Origin of the sequence: Neisseria sp. HMSC078C12 (assembly GCF_001838065.1) — a bacterium.
Classification (GTDB): Bacteria; Pseudomonadota; Gammaproteobacteria; order Burkholderiales; family Neisseriaceae; genus Neisseria.
Genome location: NZ_KV835621.1, coordinates 100,940 through 118,136, shown reverse-complemented (window position 1 = coordinate 118,136; position 17,197 = coordinate 100,940). Strand labels below are relative to the sequence as shown.

Genomic DNA, 17,197 nt, shown 5'->3' with positions numbered 1-17,197 from the left:
CCGCTATTCTAACTGGCAAACCGATTTAAGGGGCGATTTTGGCTCGTTTATTTTCACTCAAACCCTTGGTACTCGCCTTAATTATGGGCTTTGGCGCAACAGCCGTGCGCGCGGAAGATGCTTCTGTTCCGCAGGCGGAAGACTATACCCCTGCCCACGCCGCCGAATCCAAACCGGCAAAAACAGGCCAAAGCGAAGCCGATCCGCTTTCCTTGGGCAGCACTTGCCTATTTTGCGACCATGAAGATGCCAAGCCGGCCGAAACCGCCGAAATCAAACGCAGCGGCGAGCCTGCCCTGCCTGCCGATTACACACGCGTCAACGCCGATAAAATAGAAGGCCAGACCCAAGTCGGCGTCCGTGCCGAAGGCGACGTCATTGTCGAGCGCAATGCCGATGTTCTCAACGCCGATTGGGCGCAATACGACCAAGCCACCGATACCGTTACCGCCGGCGACCGCTTTACCCTGTATCAAAACGGTTCGACCGTATCCGGCGACCAATTGGTTTACAACCTCAAAAACCAAACCGGCTCTGGCACCGCCGTGCGCCTCAATACCGAACAAGGCGGCCGCCGCCTTCAAAGTGTCAGCGAAAAAGCCGAACTCAAAGGCAAAGGCCTCTACAAACTCATCAATACCAAATTCAACACCTGTTCGCCCGGCGATGCCAGCTGGTATATCCAAGCCCAAAGCATTGAGGCCGATGAGTCGACAGGTATCGGCGTAGCCAAACACGCTTCGCTGGTATTCGGCGGCGTACCCGTCCTCTACACGCCTTGGGCAGACTTCCCCATTAATGGCAACCGCAAAAGCGGCCTGCTCGTTCCGACCATTGCCACCGGTTCAGACGGCCTTGAGCTGAGCCTGCCCTACTACTTCAACCTTGCCCCAAATTTGGATGCCACCATCCGCCCGGGCATCATCAGCAAACGCGGTGTGCAGCTGGGTGGCCAAGTGCGTTATCTGCAGCCGAATTACAGCGGCGAAGTCGATGGCGACTGGATGCCGAACGACCAAAAAAGCGTCCACAACAACCGCTACCAGTTCAAATGGAAACACCAGCAGCAGCTGAACAGCAAAATCAGCGGCGGCATCAACTACAACCAAGTTTCCGACGACGATTACTACCGCGACTTCTACGGCCGCGAAGACATCGCGCGCAACGTCAACCTCGACCGTCAGGCATGGCTCAATTACAGCGACAAACTGTTGGGCGGCAGCTTTGACGGCTCGTTGCGCGTACAAAAATATCAAACGCTGGCCAACCAAGACGGCTATAAAGACGAGCCTTATGCCATCATGCCCCGTCTGACCGGCCGTTGGCAAAGCCATCTCGGCAAAGCGCAACTCAACGTGTTCGGCCAATTCACCCGTTTTGACCACGATACCAAGCAAGACGGCAGCCGCGTGGTACTCTACCCGAGCGTCAAATGGGATTTCCACAACCAATGGGGCTACATCCGACCTAAAGTCGGCGTACATGCCACTTATTACAGCCTCAACAGCTTCAACGGCCAAAGCAGCCGCAATGTCAGCCGCGTCCTGCCGATCATCAACGTCGACAGCGGCCTGACTTTCGAGCGCAGGGCCCGTCTATTCGGCGGTGAATACCTGCAAACACTCGAACCGCGCCTGTTTTACAACTACATTCCGACCAAGTCCCAAAACGACCTGCCCAATTTCGACAGCTCCGAAAACAGCTTTACCTACTCGCAGCTGTTCCGCGAAAACCTGTATTCGGGCAACGACCGCATCAATTCGGCCAACAGCCTGACGCTGGCTACACAAAGCCGCATCCTCAACCCCAACACCGGTGCGGAACTCTTCCGTGCAGGTATCGGCCAGAAGTTCTACTTCAAAAACGACAACGTCCTGCCTGACGGCAGCGTCAGCCGTTATCCGCGCAGCCAGTCCGACTGGGTAGCCTTTGCACACGGCAACATTACCCCGAGCATCCGCATCGACTTGGACATCCACTACAACCAAAACCAAAGCCGTGCCGAAAGCTACGCCGCAGGGATCGCCTACAACCCCGAACCCGGCAAAGTCTTAAGCGCGCGCTACAAATACGGACGCAACGAGCGCATCTATCTGCAAGCCAACGGCGACTATTTCTACGACAAACTCAGCCAAGTCGACCTTGCCGCCCAATGGCCGTTGAGCAAAAACCTGTACGCCGTCGCCCGTTACAACTACGAAATCGAAGCCAAAAAACCGCTGGAAATGCTCATCGGTGCAGAATACAAAAGCAACTGCGGCTGCTGGAGCGCGAGCTTGGTCGGCCAACGCTATGTTACCGGCGAAAACAGCCACAAAAACGCCGTATTCTTCAACCTCCAACTCAAAGACTTGAGCAATATCGGCAACAACCCATTCGAAAAACTCCGCTTAGCCATCCCCGGTTACAGCAAAACCAACGAGGTAGTCAAACAATGAACTTCAAACCCCTGATTCTCGTCGCCGCACTCACTCTCGCAGTAGGCACACACGCCGCCCCTAAAGCCAAAGCAGGCAAAGCGCGCGCAGCCAAAGCCCCTGCCGTCAGCGCCACCACCATGCCTGCCGTACAAAGCGGCGTACATCTTTCAGACAGCATTGCCGCAGTTGTCGACAACGAAGTCATTACCCACCGCCAAGTAGAACAAGCCGTAGCGCAAGCGCGTCAAACCATGCCGAAAGGCACACAAATGGACGCCAACGAGCTGCGCCAACAGGTTTTGGCCCAAATGATCAACCAATCCCTGATCCTCCAAGCCGGCAAACGCCGCAACATCCAAGCGACCGATAGCGAAATCGAAGCCGTCATCGCGCACAATCCCAACATCAAAAACCCGTCTGCCGCCGTCCGTCAAGACATCGCCGACAGCATTATTGTTGAAAAAGTGCGCCAACAGGCCATCATGCAAAACAGCCGCGTGAGCGACTCCGAAGTGGCACGCTACATCGAGCAGGCCAAACAACAAGGCATCACCCTGCCCGAAGCCGACCCTGTGCGCCAATATCATGCCCAACACATCCTCATTAAAGCCGACAACGACAATGCCGCCGTCGGCGCAGAAAGCACCATCCGCAAAATCTACTCACAAGCCCGCAGCGGCGCAGATTTCGGCGGTTTAGCACGCCAATACTCGCAAGACAGCAGCGCCGGCAACGGCGGCGATTTGGGCTGGTTTGCTGACGGCATGATGGTTGCCCCGTTTGAAGAAGCCGTCCACAAACTCAAACCCGGCCAAATCAGCGCCCCTGTCCGCACCCAATTCGGCTGGCACATCATCAAGCTGAACGACGTCCGCGAAGCAGGTACGCCTGAAGAGCGCCAACAAAACGCCGTCCGCCAATACCTGTCCCAACAAAAAGCGCAACAGGCGACCACCAACCTCCTGCGCGAACTGCACAGCAGCTCCTACGTTGACGTACGCTAATCGCGCGTATTGTTAAAAAGGCAGAAATCCGTACAATAAGGCCGTCTGAAAACCATTATTCAGACGGCCTTTTCCCTTAAGCAACCATTGATTAAAGCACCCCATCATGTCCATCCGTCCCGACTGGCAAGCCGCCACCCTGCTGCAAGCTGAAGAAACCGCCCTTACTTCCGCCCACACCGGCCGCACCTACCGCATTCAAGCCGTGGCACTCGGCGAGCGTCCGGCAGGCGGCTATCCCGTGCTGTATATTCTTGACGGGGATGCCTTTTTCCCCGCCATCCTTAATATGGCGCAATCCCTACTCATCAACCCCATCACCAAAAGCCATGCCGCCTGTCTGATTGTCGGCATCGGCTACACCGGCGGCACCATCCGCGACTTAAGCCAACGCGCCCTCGACTACACGCCGCCGCTGCCCGACAACGCGCCCGAATCCGAACGCAAACAATACGGCCAAGCCGACCGCTTCAGCCGCTTTATCGACGACGAACTCTCCGCCCTGCTCGACAGCAAATACCGCATCGATACCCAAAACCAAGCCGTCTTCGGCCATTCGTTCGGCGCCTTGTACGGCCTCTATTCCCTGTTCACCCGCCCCGAACGCTTCCGCCATTATTTGCTGGTGTCACCGTCTATCTGGTGGCAAGACCGCCGCGTACTCGATTGGCTACCCGACACTTTGCCGCAAGGAATCGGCATCCGCCTCAGCGCAGGCGAACATGAGGGCAAAAACAACCGTCCCGACCAAACCAGCCGCGGCATGGTCGCACAAGCCAAAATCCTTGCCGGCACTTTGCACCACCTCGGCACAGATGTCCGCTTTACCCTCTACCCCAACGCCAATCACGGCAACGCCCCGTTTTACGCCCTGACCGACTGCATCGAATATTTGCGCAACGCATGGCAGCGTTGAAGCAGGTTTGCCAAACATTGAGGCCGTCTGAAACGCAAACTTAGAAGCGTATTGAACCTATTGGATCGATCTAAAATCCAATTATAAAAAGGCCGAGACCTTTGCAATAACATAGGTTGAGACCTTTGCAAAGGTCTCGGGGCATGAAAAAGGGAGAGGCTACCTGAAAAATAGATTTTCAGGTAGCCTCAAACCGGTTTGGCATGCATCCGAAACGGAAAATTTGAGCGGTTACATACCTTGGGTTGGTGGCAGTGTTATTTCAACTTGGCTGCCAATTTGTCGAATTTTTGTTTGATGTCGGCCTTGAAGGCTTCCACTTTCTCTTTGCGTTCGGCTTTGCGCTGTTTTTTCCACGCTTCGTGTGCCTGACGTGCCACTTCTTCCTGCGCTTCTATTGCTGCCAATACGTCCTCTTGGGCAACGGCTGCATCTTGCCGGAGAATAACGGTTTTGAAACGGTGGAAGAAAGCATCCAATATAGCTTCGTTGAATTCTTGCGCCAAAATAATGATTGCAGTACTGCCGTTATCCAGTTTTTTGGCTGTAATTTCCAGCAACAACTCCTCTCCCAATGTTTGGTCAGTGCCTGCATCACTGCCGATGAGTGCGCCAGTAGCTCCACCCAACAGAACACCGATAGGACCGCCGAGAATGCCGACCAGTGAACCAATGAGGCCGCCCGTCCATGTGCCTTCGACCGTATTGGCGGTAAAGTCGGTGCTTTCTGCTGGGATAATCAGGTCATTTTCCTTTTTAACCAAAACGGCTTGTGCCACCAAAGTATCTGTTGTCTGCGAGTAAGCTTTCAATTCAGAAAAGGCTTGATAAGCTTCGCTGGAGATGTTGAATAAGGCAACGATGATGTTTTGTTTCATAAGTCCACTCCCGTAGATTGAAAGATTTAAGAACATACTAGTTGTATGCAGTGTCATTATAAATTGCAAGGGGGGGGAAGCAATGCGGCAAACAAAACTTTGCCTATATAAAGCCTGTAGAACCGGCAAACGGATAACGAACAATACCCAGCCTTGCCTGTAGGAAATCGTCGCATCGTTCACACCACAGGTTGAGAGAAATAAGCCTGCAAGACCTCAAGCGTCGTCTGAAATCCGTTTCCACTCCAACGCTAAATCGTACAAGGCTTTTTTGCTTTCGCCGGTAATCTTGGCGGCAAGCTCGGCGGCCTGTTTGGTCGGCAACTCGGCCGCAAGGATTTTCATGGTGTTTTGCGCCGCCTCGGGCAAATCACTGTGTTTCTCTTTCACAGCAGGGTGCAACACCAGCACCATTTCTCCACGCGTTTGGTTGCTGTCGTTTTTAAGGGCGGCTTGGATTTCGGCAACCGTGCCGCTGAGGAAGGTTTCAAACGTTTTGGTGATTTCGCGCGCCAAAGTCAAACAGCGTTCGGGGAACTGCGCGGCCATATCCGCAAGGCTTGCTTCGATACGGTGTGGCGTTTCAAACATCACAATCGGAAAATCAGCTTCCGCCCATTTGGCCAGCAGCTTTTGGCGTTCGCCGGCCTTCGGCGGCAGGAAACCGTTGAAGTAAAAATCAGATTCCGTTACCCCGGCCACGCTCAACGCCCCCATGATCGCGCTTGCGCCGACCACAGGCACCACTTTAAATCCGGCTTCGCGCACGCGGGCGGCAAGTTTCGCACCGGGATCGCAAACCGCAGGCGTACCCGCATCCGAAACTTGGGCGACGCTCAGACCGTCTGAAAGATAGGCAATGATTTTGTCGGCCATTTGCTGCTCGTTGTGTTCGCGCACGCTCACGAGTTTGCCCTGAATGCCGTACGCACTCAAAAGCTGGGCGGTAACACGGGTGTCCTCGGCGCAGATAATGTCGGCCTTTTGCAGAACGGCCAGCGCGCGCAGCGTTATGTCGGCTAAATTGCCGATGGGTGTGGCGACAACGTATAATGTCTGTTTTTCGATGCTGTCGACGGCTTTTTGCAGGTGTTTTGTGTACATAAATTCAAGGCCGTCTGAAACGGCGTCTCTTTAAAAACAATGATTATATAACGGGTAAACTTTTCATGCGCTTAAACCACAAACAGGGGGCGGCGGCCGAAGATGCGGCACTGGCGTTCCTACAGGCCAAAGGCTGCTCGCTGCTGGCACGGAACTGGCATTGCGCCTACGGTGAAATCGATTTAATCGTCAAAAACGGCGGTACGATTGTGTTTGTTGAAGTAAAATACCGCAAAAACCGAGGTTTCGGTGGTGCCGCATACAGCATCTCGCCGTCCAAATTATTGAAATTGCAACGAAGTGTAGAGTATTATCTGCAAAAGCACGGGTTAAACCATGCGCCCTGCCGCCTGGACGCGGTACTGATCGAGGGCGACGGCCCGCCCGAATGGATTCAAAATATTACAGGTTAACCTCATGACAACATTACAAGAACGCGTTTCCGCACATTTTGCTGAGAGCATCCGCGCCAAGCAGGAAGCTGAAAAAGTACTGGTCGAGCCGACCGCACAGGCCGCCGAGCTGATGCTGCAATGCCTGATGAACGACGGCAAAATTTTAGCCTGCGGCAACGGCGGTTCGGCTGCCGACGCGCAACACTTCGCCGCCGAAATGACCGGCCGTTTTGAAAAAGAGCGCATGGAATTGGCCGCTGTCGCGCTGACAACGGACACTTCCGCCCTGACCGCCATCGGCAACGACTACGGTTTCGACCATGTGTTCAGCAAACAAGTGCGCGCGCTCGGACGTGCCGGCGACGTATTGGTCGGCATCTCCACCTCCGGCAATTCCGCCAACGTCATCGAAGCCATCAAAGCGGCACACGAACGCGACATGCACGTCATCGCCATGACCGGCCGCGACGGCGGCAAAATCGCCTCCATGCTCAAAGATACCGACGTTTTGCTCAACGTCCCTTATCCGCGCACCGCCCGCGTTCAGGAAAACCATATCCTGCTGATACACGCCATGTGCGACTGTATCGACTCCGCCCTGCTTGAAGGCATGTAACCCTTTCTTTTCAGACGGCCCATCCCTTAAAGGCCGTCTGAACGCCCACCCGTCCATACCCAAGGAAAAGGATATGAAGAATATCAAACGCTACGCCCTCCCCGTTCTGACAGCGACCCTCTTGAGCCTGAGTCTGAGCGGCTGCGTCGGCGCACTAATCGGCGGTGCTGCCGTCGGCACCAAATCCGCCGTCGACCGCCGCACCACAGGCGCGCAAACCGACGACAACGTTATGGCCCTGCGCGTCGAAACCACTGCACGCTCCTACCTGCGCCAAAACAACCAAGTTGAAGGCTACAAGCCCAAACTGAACGTTGTCGGCTACAACCGCCACCTGCTCCTGCTCGGCCAAGTGGCCACCGAAGGCGAAAAACAATTTGTCGAACGCATCGCCCGTTCCGAACAAGCCGCAGAAGGCGTGTACAACTACATTACCGTCGCCTCGCAAGCGCGTTCGCTTGGCGACGTGACCAACGACACTTGGGGCACATCCAAAGTCCGCGCCGCCCTGTTGGGCCTCAGCCCGACTACCCAAGCACGCGTCAAAATCGTAACTTACGGCAACGTGACCTATGTCATGGGTATCCTCACGCCCGACGAGCAAGCCCGCGTGACCCAAAAAGTCAGCACGACCGTCGGCGTACAAAAAGTCGTTACCCTCTATCAAAACTACGTTGCCAACTGATTCACAGGCAATTCAGGGCCGTCTGAACATTCAGACGGCCATCCCACCAACTATTACCCGACCCATCATGTCAAAAAATAATAAAGCCCCTTTCCAACTTAAACCCAAACACTTAATCCGCGCATTCTTCCTTGTCAGCTTCGTCGCCGTCGCCGCCCTTGTCGCCGGCGTATTCAGCACCCTAAACTCCGGCAAAACCGAACCCCCTGCAAAAAATCCGGCCGAACAAAACGACACACGCATTGAAGTTTGGCGTCCCAACGGCACAGTCGAACTTGAAACCGTCCAACCCGCCCAAGAAGGCGACGAAAAAACCGCTTCCGGCAACCCGGCTGTTCCCCAAACCGAAAAAAGCGACAAAGCCGAAGAAGGTGCAAAAAACGACCGTCCTGCCGCACACCGCAGCAAACGCACAGAAAACAAACGCGCCGAAACCGACAAATCAGAAAAAACACAATCCGACAACAGCAGCCCTGCCGCTCAAAACACACCTCAAGCAGACAGCCAGCCGGTAGCAAACAAAGCCGCAGACAGTAAACCGGCCGCACAAGCAGCAGAAAACAAACCGGCAAAAGCCAAAGCCCCCGAGTCCAAACCGACTCCCAAAGCCGAGCCTGAGGCCAAACCACAAACCAAACCGCGCAATAAAGACAATCTCGACAACCTGTTTTAAACAGACGGCACACCCGTCCCGTTCAGACGGCCCCCATGCCGTCTGAAACAAGAAGGAAACCTCATGGACAAAGTCATCATCAAAACCCCCGAAGAAATCGAAAAAATGCGCGAACTCGGCCGCTTGGTCGCCGAAGCCCTCGACTACATCGGCCAATTCGTCAAACCCGGCGTCACCACCAACGAAATCGACAAACTCGTTTACGACTACCACGTCAACGTTCAAGGCGGTTATCCCGCCCCCCTCAACTACGGCAACCCGCCCTACCCGAAATCCTGCTGCACCTCCGTCAACCACGTCATCTGCCACGGTATTCCCGATGACAAGCCGCTAAAAGAAGGCGACATCGTCAACATCGACCTGACCATCAAAAAAGACGGCTTCCACGGCGACTCCAGCCGCATGTTTACCGTCGGCAAAGTCTCCCCGATTGCCCAACGCCTGATCGACGTGACCCATGCCTCCATGATGGCGGGTATCGAAGCAGTCAAACCCGGCGCCACTCTCGGCGACGTCGGCTATGCCTGCCAACAGGTTGCCGAAAATGCCGGCTACTCCGTAGTTCAAGAATTCTGCGGCCACGGCATCGGCCGCGGTTTCCACGAAGCGCCGCAAGTGGTCCACTACGGCCGCAAAGGTCAGGGCCTCGTCCTCAAACCGGGCATGATTTTCACCATCGAGCCGATGATCAACCAAGGCAAACGCCACCTGCGCATCCTGAACGACGGTTGGACAGTGGTCACCAAAGACCGTTCCCTTTCCGCCCAATGGGAACACGAAGTCTTGGTTACCGAAACCGGCTACGAAATCCTCACCATCAGCCCTGCCTCCGGCAAGCCTTAAACTTGAAAAATTTTCAGGCCGTCTGAAAATACAGATTCAGACGGCCTGAAATTTATCCGTTTTCTCGACCCGTCAAATCGAATAAATGCTCGAAATTAAGTTTTTACCCATAATGAATTGTTTAGTTATGTAAAAATTTGCCCACGCCATATTTAAGATGATCGCATAATTTGATGATTTATATGCCAAAAATTATACGAAATAATGAATTAAGAAATATTTACACAAATTATGGCAAACAGCGGCAAACTTCTTTCGAATATACTGTCTAATTATCTAGATCAGTCATTTGCAATACGCCCACATATCACCCCAAAAGCCTACAGGAAAAGGGATGCCGGCATTCTTGCAGACCCATTTTTATGCCTAGAGGCATGCAACAAATACCACAATAAGGAAGATTCATGAAATCGTTCGAAAAAATTGAAAACATCCGCGATATCCGTAAAAAACTCGGCCTGAACCAAATGGACTTCTGGAGCCGCATCGGTGTGACTCAATCCGGTGGTTCCCGTTACGAATCCGGCCGCAATATGCCTAAACCTGTACGCGAATTGCTGCGTTTGGTACACATCGAGCGCGTCGATTTGGCTAAAGTAAACCGTGACGACTTGGCCGTTGCGTCCTTGCTGAAAAACCGCGACCCTGAGTTGTACGCTTCTCTGAAAAAAGAAGCCAAAGCCGACAACAAAGGCAAATAATCAAGCCATTCAAAAGGCCGTCTGAAACTTGTTTTCAGACGGCCTTTTTACTTTCTACACTCTAAGGGCATGTCGCATACATGTCCTTTTTCATTTACGGCTGATACTGCTTGAAATAGTCCAACACCGTTTGCGGCAGCCATTGCAGATTCAGACGGCCCCGATCGCGGCTAACAAAGCCGACATGACCGCCGTATGCCGGCTGCAACAGCGTAACGGCCGAGGACACATCCCGCCCGGTCGGCAGGGCTTCCGGCGGCAGGAAGGGGTCGTTAACGGCATTGAGCAGCAGCAACGGCGTATCCACGCCTTTCAGAAACGGTTTGCAGGAATTGCGGCGGTAATAATCATGACGGTCGGCAAAACCGTGTAACGGCGCGGTAAAGCGGTCGTCAAAATCGCCAAGCGTTTTGCAGTTTTGCCGGCTCAAGGCCGTCTGAAACTGAGGAATCGCTCGGGCTTTCGGCAGCAGTGAATTCAAAAAATAGCGCGTGTAAATCAAGCGCGTCATGCCATGATCGAAACGCGTACCTGCCGCCACGGCATCAACCGGCGCGGAAACGACGGCAGAAGCATGCGGAACGGCATTACTGCCCTGCTCGCCCAAATATTTGGCCAAGGCATTGCCCCCCAAAGAAACGCCGACGGCGTAAATGGTTGAATAGCGTCGGGCCAGCGTGTTGAGCATAAAGGCGATTTCAGTCGTATCGCCGAGGTGGTAGAACACGGGCGCGGTGTTTGCGATGCCGCCGCAACTGCGGAAATGGGCAACCACGCCGTTCCAACCGCGCTGCTGCACGGCTTTCATCAGCTCGACCGCGTAATGACTCTCGCTGCTGCCTTCCAGTCCGTGAAACAAAACCACCAGTGGCGCATCGGGGTCGGCGCTGTCGACAAAATCGTAGGCAACTTGGGTTTTGCCGGTACTGTCGGGCAGAAGCTCGCGGCGGTAGTCGGGCGCTTTGCCTTGCAGCAACTTGGCAAACAGGGTGTCGGCATGGCCGTTTCTGAGCCAATAAGGTGTGTTAGGTGAACGTGTATTCATGATTATTTCTTCTATTTTTCAGACGGCCTGAAGATGAGCATATACACCAGCAAGGCAGTCAGCGTGCCGTTTGTCCAGCCTGCCCAAACGTCGGTGGGATAATGCACGCCCAAATAAACGCGTGAAAACCCGGTCAACAGGGCAAAGGAAATACCGCCTATCCAAGCGGCGCGGCGGTAGCGCGTGCGGCGGCAAAGCAATATCAGCATAACGGCAATGGCGGCGGAAAACGTACTGTGGCCGCTGGGGAAGGAAAAATTGCTCTCTTCAATCAGGCGCGGCCAAAGCAGCGGGCGTTCGCGGGCAAACCATACCTTCACAATCAGCATGTTCAAAGTCGGTACCAATGCCGCCAACACGCAAAACAGTGCCTCGCGCTTCTTATCGGCAAAATACAGGGCTGCAGCGACTGCGCCGATCAGCGGCACGGCAATCGCGGTTTTGCCCAGATAGTGCAACACGGTGGCAATCGGGTCAAACCATGTGCCCGCGTGGGCATGGACGGCGTGCATCAGCGGCGGCTCGAAAGCGAAGCCGCCATATTGCGCCAGCCAAATACCAATGATGAGGGTCGGCGGTAAAAACAGCAAAGAGGCAAAAATCAGTGCGCGTCTGGATTGGGCTGGGGATAAGTGCATTATTCCACCGTTTCTTTCAAAGTCGCGCCAATCGCCTGCAAACCCTGCAACGCATCTGCCCACGCTGCATCCAGCAAGCGGCAGGCCTCGCCTTCCGCTTTGATGCCGAACTCGATATGCGGCGGAATATAACGACCGTCTGAAGCGGTACGGCCCACGGTGGGCAGGCTGTACGAACGGACACCGGCGTAGGTACGCTCAAGATGTTCCATAATCGGCGTAATGCGCGATTCGGGTTGGTCGAACACATACACGCTGCGGCTGCTGCGTTCGGTTTGGTTGAAGCGGTCGGCGTAATAAGTTTCCAATACCCATTCCGCCATCGGGTGCGCCATCACGGGGAAGCCGGGGAAGAAATAATGCTCGCGGATGGAAAATCCGGCGATGTTGTTAAACGGATTGGGTACCAATTCTGCACCTTCGGGAAAATCCGCCATTTTCAAGCGTTGGGCGTGTTCCGGCGAATCAAGCGGCTCGCCGCGTTTCAGGGTTACGCCTTCGATAAACTTGGCGGCTTCAGGATGGCGGACGACGGGCAAATCCAAAGCAGCGGCGGCAGCTTGGCGCGTATGGTCGTCAGGTGTAGAGCCGATGCCGCCGGTAACGAAAGTTGGCAGGCCGTCTGAAAAACTGCGGCGCAGCTGTTTGACCAGCAATTCGGGTTCATCGGGCAGATATTGCACTTGATTGAGCTTCAGCCCGCGCGATTCCAATAAAGATTTGAAAAAGGCGAAATGCTTGTCTTGGCGGCTGCCGTGTAAGATTTCGTCGCCGATGATGATGAGGTTAAAAGCGTTCATGATGAGGTTTCTTTAATGCGGCCCTCCGAACATTCAGACGGCCTAATTGCTGACAATGTATTCCATTTATAAGATAATGGTTTCAACTTTTCAAGTCTGGAGAAATCCCCATGAGCCAAAACCATACCATTTTACAAAATCTCCCCGTCGGCCAAAAAGTCGGCATCGCCTTCTCCGGCGGTCTTGATACCTCTGCCGCGCTGTTGTGGATGAAACTCAAAGGCGCGCTGCCTTATGCCTACACTGCCAACCTCGGCCAACCTGACGAAGACGACTACAACGCCATTCCTAAAAAAGCGATGGAATACGGTGCGGAAAACGCCCGCCTAATCGACTGCCGCGCACAACTGGCACACGAAGGCATTGCCGCCATCCAATGCGGCGCGTTCCACGTTTCCACCGGCGGCATCGCCTATTTCAACACTACGCCTTTGGGCCGCGCCGTTACCGGCACCATGCTCGTTTCCGCCATGAAAGAAGACGATGTGAATATCTGGGGCGACGGCAGCACCTACAAAGGCAACGACATCGAGCGTTTCTACCGCTACGGCCTCTTGACCAATCCCGCGCTGAAAATCTACAAACCTTGGCTAGACCAACAATTTATCGACGAACTCGGCGGCCGCCACGAAATGAGCGAATTTCTGATTGCCAACGGCTTCAACTACAAAATGTCGGTGGAGAAAGCCTACTCCACCGACTCCAATATGCTGGGTGCCACCCACGAAGCCAAAGATTTGGAATTCCTCAACAGCGGCATCAAAATTGTCAAACCCATCATGGGCGTTGCCTTCTGGGACGAAAACGTCGAAGTCAAACCCGAAGAAGTCAGCGTGCGCTTTGAAGAAGGCGTGCCGGTCGCATTAAACGGCAAAGAATACGCCGACCCCGTCGAACTCTTCCTCGAAGCCAACCGCATCGGCGGCCGCCACGGCTTGGGCATGAGCGACCAAATCGAAAACCGCATCATCGAAGCCAAATCGCGCGGCATCTACGAAGCCCCGGGCATGGCATTGTTCCACATCGCCTACGAACGCTTGGTAACCGGTATCCACAACGAAGACACCATCGAACAATACCGCATCAACGGCCTGCGCCTCGGCCGCCTGCTCTACCAAGGCCGCTGGTTTGACAGCCAAGCCCTCATGTTGCGCGAAACCGCACAACGCTGGGTTGCCAAAGCCATCACCGGCGAAGTCACCCTCGAACTGCGCCGCGGCAACGACTACTCGATTCTGAACACCGAATCGCCCAACCTGACCTACCAACCGGAACGCCTGAGTATGGAAAAAGTCGAAGACGCAGCGTTCACACCGCTCGACCGCATCGGCCAACTGACCATGCGCAACCTCGACATCACCGACACCCGCGCCAAACTGGGTATTTACTCGCAAAGCGGTTTGTTGTCCTTGGGCGAAGGCTCCGTATTACCGCAGTTGAATAATAAGGAGTAGAATCAGGGGGCTTTAAAGCCTCCTGATTTTTAAAGGAATAAAATGAAAGAATATAAGGCCGTTATTTATCAAGAGAACCTGCTTTCCAGCTTGATTTTCGGCAGTGCCAAAATCAATCCGGTCAAATTCAGCGATTTCCTCAACAGCCACGCTTCACAAGGCTGGAAGGTCGTTACCATGGAAAAAGACCAGCGCCGCATGCTGCTGTTTTTCGTGCGTGAAGCCTACGTCGTCATTTTGGAAAAAGAACGTGTTTAAACTCGGCGTCTATGCCTGTCTCGGATTGTTCGTCAGCTGGGTGTTGCTCTTGATTTTGCAACTTTGGTTTTCCTTCATCGATGCCGATATGTTTCTCAAAATCACCCTGACCATGGCAGGTCTTTTCATTATTATTCTGGCCAGCTTGCTGGTGATCAGCCAGTATTTTGCCGAAAAGAAAATGAAAGACGACGGATTTATCAACTGATACCGCTTTAAAAACACCCTATTTTGAAAACTTGACGCAACATCCTTGTTTAATAGACAAGGCCGTCTGAAATGTAAGTTTCAGACGGCCTGATTACCCTTCCCAAATTTATCAAATATCATGAAATTCTTTTCTCACTTTTATCTTGAAAATCATATGTATTTCAACGACTACTTGAAATACATCCTGATTTTCGCCGCCCTCGTCATCCTCCTGCTCGCCGTATCGCAATACCTGCGCCACCGCATGGATACCAAATACCGCGACCTAAGCATTATTGCTCTGCTGTTGCTCATCCTCATCTGCGGCACGCAATATCTTTCGTACAGCGAGCGTCAGAACTTTGCCGCCGACACTTCGCGCATGGTGGGTTTTCTCAATGCTTTGATTGAAAACCAAAAAGTTGAAAAACAAGACATCATCGTCAACAGCACGCGCCTGTTCAACGGCATGATTATCGGCATTAAAAACCAATACTACGAAGTCCATTTCAATCAAGACTTCTCCGCCTACACGCTGACGCCCATCAATTTGGTCAACAACAATATCGAACTCATCGATAAAGAATAACAGGATACACACACATGGAAGCATACTCCCTGCTCGCCCTCAAACTGCTGATGGGTATTTTAGGTTTGATTTTGCAAATCAACCTCTTAGGTAAAGGCAACCTCGCACCGACCTCCGCCATGGACCAAGTGCAAAACTTTGTACTCGGCGCCATCATCGGCGGCGTGATTTACAGCGACAGCGTCGGCCTGCTGCAATTTTTCCTCGTACTGATTTTGTGGACGCTGTTGATCTTGAGCCTGAAATTCATCAAAAACCACAACCACTGGGTCAAATCCGTAATTGACGGCAAATCCGTCTGGGTCATCGTCAACGGCGAAGTCCAAGCAGAAGAATGTATGAAAAACGGCATCAGCGCGCACGACCTCATGTTCAAACTCCGCGCCGCCGGCATCTACGAAATCTCTGCCGTCAAACGCGCCGTGATGGAACAAAACGGCCAGCTCGCCGTCATTAAGTACGGCGACGAAAGCCTGCGCTATCCGCTGATTACAGACGGCCAAGTCGACCCCGACATCCTCGAAATCATTAAGCGTGACGAAGAATGGCTGAAACAAGAACTCGACCGCCTCCACCTTGAAGCCTCACAAGTCTATATCGGCGAATACATAGACGGAAAATTGGTGGCACACCCTTATCCTTCTTGATTTGAAAATAGCAGGCCGTCTGAAACCTTGATTTCAGACGGCCTTTTTATATCCGGTGCAAACACTGATTTTTTAATCGCGATATTCAAACGTTGCACCCAAAAATTTAGCCAGCGCAGAGACGTGGGAATGTCGAGGGTCTTTGACGGCGGTCAGCAACAAAATATTGCCGTGTTGTTTTTCCAAATCCAGCAGCCGCTTGATGGCGGCCTGCTCGACATCGCCTTGCAGCTCTTCGTGATAACGGCTGACAAAACCGTCAAAATTTTGAGCCGGATTTTCATGATACCAGCGGCGCAGGTTTGCACTGGGCGTAATGTCTTTCAGCCAGAGCGCCGTAGCAAAAACTTCTTTATGGACGCCGCGCGGATAGAGGCGGTCGATAAAGACGGCGGTTTGTTTAGAATCGGGTTGATAGGCGTAAATGCGCTGTACGGTAAACATTTTTTCTCGTCTCCAATGGATTCAGGCCGTCTGAAAATTCAGACGGCCTGATGTTTTTTAGTTTAGAACAGTTTTTTGACTTCGGCTTCGATGTCGTCAGCACGCATAAAGGTTTCGCCGATCAGGAAAGTATGCACGCCGTGGCCGCGCATGAAATCGACGTCTTCTTTGTTGCGGATGCCGCTTTCGGTGACAACGGTTTTGCCGTTTAATTCGGGCAAAAGGTCGAGGGTTTGTTGCAAGGTCACTTCAAACGTACGCAGGTTGCGGTTGTTGACGCCCCACAACGGCGTGGTCATGTTGCGGCATTTTTCCAGCTCGGACGCATCGTGCAATTCCAACAATACGGTCATGCCCAATTCGTGGGCAACGGCTTCAAAACGCTCAAGCTGCCCGGCTTCCAGTGCGGCGGCAATCAAGAGAATTGCATCCGCACCCCACGCGCGCGCCTGATAGATTTGGTATTCGTCAATGATGAAATCTTTACGCAAGACCGGCAGCGCCACGGCCGCACGCGCCTGTTTCAAATACTCGGGCGAGCCTTGGAAGTAAGGTTCATCCGTCAACACGGACAAGCAGGCCGCACCGGCTTTTTCATAGGCGGCGGCGATTTCGGCAGGATGAAAATCAGGGCGGATCAGACCTTTGCTCGGGCTGGCTTTTTTGACTTCGGCAATAATGGCGGGCAGGTTTTGCGCGTGTTTTGCACGGATCGAGCCGATAAAGCTGCGAACCGGCGCGGCTGCCTGCGCTTGGGCTTTGATGTCTGCCAAGGAAACGGCGGCTTTTTGGGCAGCCACTTCTTCTGCTTTGGTGGCAAGGATTTTGTTGAGAATATCGGTCATGGCGTTTTTCTACTGGGCTGATTTTCGGGTTTGAATCGTGCAACATGCCGTTG

Annotated in this window: 21 protein-coding genes; 14 read left to right on the top strand and 7 right to left on the bottom strand. The window is 53.4% G+C overall.

From position 1 onward, the window contains the following. The first annotated feature begins 38 nt into the window (after positions 1-38). The 3 genes from HMPREF2596_RS10160 (at position 39) to HMPREF2596_RS10150 (ending at position 4,340) form a co-directional block, all read left to right on the top strand. On the top strand, positions 39-2,438 hold the full coding sequence (locus HMPREF2596_RS10160; RefSeq protein WP_349267285.1) for an LPS-assembly protein LptD: 2,400 nt from the start codon (positions 39-41) through the stop codon (positions 2,436-2,438). Next, a complete protein-coding gene (locus HMPREF2596_RS10155) occupies positions 2,435-3,424 on the top strand; it encodes a peptidylprolyl isomerase (protein WP_070850951.1) in 990 nt (329 codons plus the stop codon). Before HMPREF2596_RS10160 ends, HMPREF2596_RS10155 begins: the two co-directional genes overlap by 4 nt. A 106-nt stretch (positions 3,425-3,530) precedes the next feature. Next, positions 3,531-4,340 (top strand): alpha/beta hydrolase, encoded by an 810-nt coding sequence (locus HMPREF2596_RS10150; protein WP_070850950.1) that lies wholly within the window; start codon positions 3,531-3,533, stop codon positions 4,338-4,340. A 257-nt stretch (positions 4,341-4,597) separates the two neighbouring features. Here HMPREF2596_RS10150 and HMPREF2596_RS10145 read toward each other — a convergent pair whose 3' ends face one another. Together HMPREF2596_RS10145 and rsmI are read right to left on the bottom strand one after the other, a co-directional pair. After that, complete coding sequence (locus tag HMPREF2596_RS10145; protein ID WP_070850949.1) at positions 4,598-5,218, bottom strand: DUF1269 domain-containing protein; 621 nt, start codon at positions 5,216-5,218, stop codon at positions 4,598-4,600. Between the two features lie 216 nt (positions 5,219-5,434). Next, positions 5,435-6,322, bottom strand: coding sequence for a 16S rRNA (cytidine(1402)-2'-O)-methyltransferase (gene rsmI, locus HMPREF2596_RS10140; RefSeq protein WP_070850948.1), 888 nt, complete (start codon positions 6,320-6,322; stop codon positions 5,435-5,437). A gap of 65 nt (positions 6,323-6,387) precedes the next feature. Between rsmI and HMPREF2596_RS10135 the strand changes: the two genes are divergently transcribed. From HMPREF2596_RS10135 to HMPREF2596_RS10110, 6 genes are all read left to right on the top strand, one after another. Next, positions 6,388-6,735, top strand: coding sequence for a YraN family protein (locus tag HMPREF2596_RS10135; RefSeq protein ID WP_049359336.1), 348 nt, complete (start codon positions 6,388-6,390; stop codon positions 6,733-6,735). A gap of 4 nt (positions 6,736-6,739) precedes the next feature. Further along, positions 6,740-7,333 (top strand): phosphoheptose isomerase, encoded by a 594-nt coding sequence (locus HMPREF2596_RS10130; RefSeq protein ID WP_070850947.1) that lies wholly within the window; start codon positions 6,740-6,742, stop codon positions 7,331-7,333. A gap of 73 nt (positions 7,334-7,406) precedes the next feature. Then, positions 7,407-8,018, top strand: a complete 612-nt coding sequence (locus HMPREF2596_RS10125) for a BON domain-containing protein (RefSeq protein ID WP_070850946.1) — start codon at positions 7,407-7,409, stop codon at positions 8,016-8,018. A 67-nt stretch (positions 8,019-8,085) separates the two neighbouring features. Further along, positions 8,086-8,691, top strand: coding sequence for a prolipoprotein diacylglyceryl transferase (locus HMPREF2596_RS10120; protein WP_070850945.1), 606 nt, complete (start codon positions 8,086-8,088; stop codon positions 8,689-8,691). 63 nt (positions 8,692-8,754) lie between these two features. Further along, positions 8,755-9,534, top strand: a complete 780-nt coding sequence (gene map / locus HMPREF2596_RS10115; protein ID WP_049336852.1) for a type I methionyl aminopeptidase — start codon at positions 8,755-8,757, stop codon at positions 9,532-9,534. A 404-nt stretch (positions 9,535-9,938) separates the two neighbouring features. Then, the gene (locus HMPREF2596_RS10110) at positions 9,939-10,235 is read left to right on the top strand and encodes a helix-turn-helix domain-containing protein (protein WP_003680641.1); all 297 of its coding nucleotides are present in this window, start codon (positions 9,939-9,941) and stop codon (positions 10,233-10,235) included. 94 nt (positions 10,236-10,329) lie between these two features. On the opposite strand, the gene HMPREF2596_RS10105 is transcribed toward HMPREF2596_RS10110, so the two are convergent. From HMPREF2596_RS10105 to HMPREF2596_RS10095, 3 genes are read right to left on the bottom strand one after another with little or no spacing between them, the layout of a single operon-like run. Further along, entirely contained in the window at positions 10,330-11,280 is a 951-nt protein-coding gene (locus tag HMPREF2596_RS10105) for a YheT family hydrolase (RefSeq protein ID WP_070850944.1), read from the bottom strand. Between the two features lie 11 nt (positions 11,281-11,291). After that, complete coding sequence (locus tag HMPREF2596_RS10100) at positions 11,292-11,918, bottom strand: phosphatase PAP2 family protein (protein WP_070850943.1); 627 nt, start codon at positions 11,916-11,918, stop codon at positions 11,292-11,294. Further along, the gene (locus HMPREF2596_RS10095; protein WP_070850942.1) at positions 11,918-12,718 is read right to left on the bottom strand and encodes a competence/damage-inducible protein A; all 801 of its coding nucleotides are present in this window, start codon (positions 12,716-12,718) and stop codon (positions 11,918-11,920) included. The genes HMPREF2596_RS10100 and HMPREF2596_RS10095 overlap by 1 nt, the downstream gene beginning before the upstream one ends. Before the next feature lie 110 nt (positions 12,719-12,828). On the opposite strand from HMPREF2596_RS10095, the gene argG reads away from it, so the two are divergent. The 5 genes from argG to HMPREF2596_RS10070 all read left to right on the top strand — a co-directional run bounded on the left by argG (position 12,829) and on the right by HMPREF2596_RS10070 (position 15,855). Continuing rightward, positions 12,829-14,172 (top strand): argininosuccinate synthase, encoded by a 1,344-nt coding sequence (gene argG, locus HMPREF2596_RS10090; protein WP_036493659.1) that lies wholly within the window; start codon positions 12,829-12,831, stop codon positions 14,170-14,172. 42 nt (positions 14,173-14,214) lie between these two features. Further along, positions 14,215-14,430: a DUF4177 domain-containing protein gene (locus HMPREF2596_RS10085; protein ID WP_036493650.1), complete on the top strand. Its 216-nt coding sequence runs from the start codon at positions 14,215-14,217 to the stop codon at positions 14,428-14,430. Further along, the gene (locus HMPREF2596_RS10080) at positions 14,423-14,638 is read left to right on the top strand and encodes a hypothetical protein (protein WP_070850941.1); all 216 of its coding nucleotides are present in this window, start codon (positions 14,423-14,425) and stop codon (positions 14,636-14,638) included. The genes HMPREF2596_RS10085 and HMPREF2596_RS10080 overlap by 8 nt, the downstream gene beginning before the upstream one ends. Before the next feature lie 120 nt (positions 14,639-14,758). Next, positions 14,759-15,208, top strand: coding sequence for a DUF3290 domain-containing protein (locus tag HMPREF2596_RS10075; protein ID WP_036493644.1), 450 nt, complete (start codon positions 14,759-14,761; stop codon positions 15,206-15,208). A 14-nt stretch (positions 15,209-15,222) separates the two neighbouring features. Next, positions 15,223-15,855, top strand: coding sequence for a DUF421 domain-containing protein (locus tag HMPREF2596_RS10070; RefSeq protein WP_070850940.1), 633 nt, complete (start codon positions 15,223-15,225; stop codon positions 15,853-15,855). Positions 15,856-15,927: 72 nt separating this feature from the next. Here the strand turns inward: HMPREF2596_RS10070 and HMPREF2596_RS10065 are convergent, their stop codons facing one another. Next, entirely contained in the window at positions 15,928-16,299 is a 372-nt protein-coding gene (locus HMPREF2596_RS10065) for a DUF488 domain-containing protein (RefSeq protein WP_049348512.1), read from the bottom strand. A 62-nt stretch (positions 16,300-16,361) separates the two neighbouring features. Further along, the gene (trpC, locus tag HMPREF2596_RS10060; protein WP_070850939.1) at positions 16,362-17,144 is read right to left on the bottom strand and encodes an indole-3-glycerol phosphate synthase TrpC; all 783 of its coding nucleotides are present in this window, start codon (positions 17,142-17,144) and stop codon (positions 16,362-16,364) included. Positions 17,145-17,197: the final 53 nt, after the last annotated feature.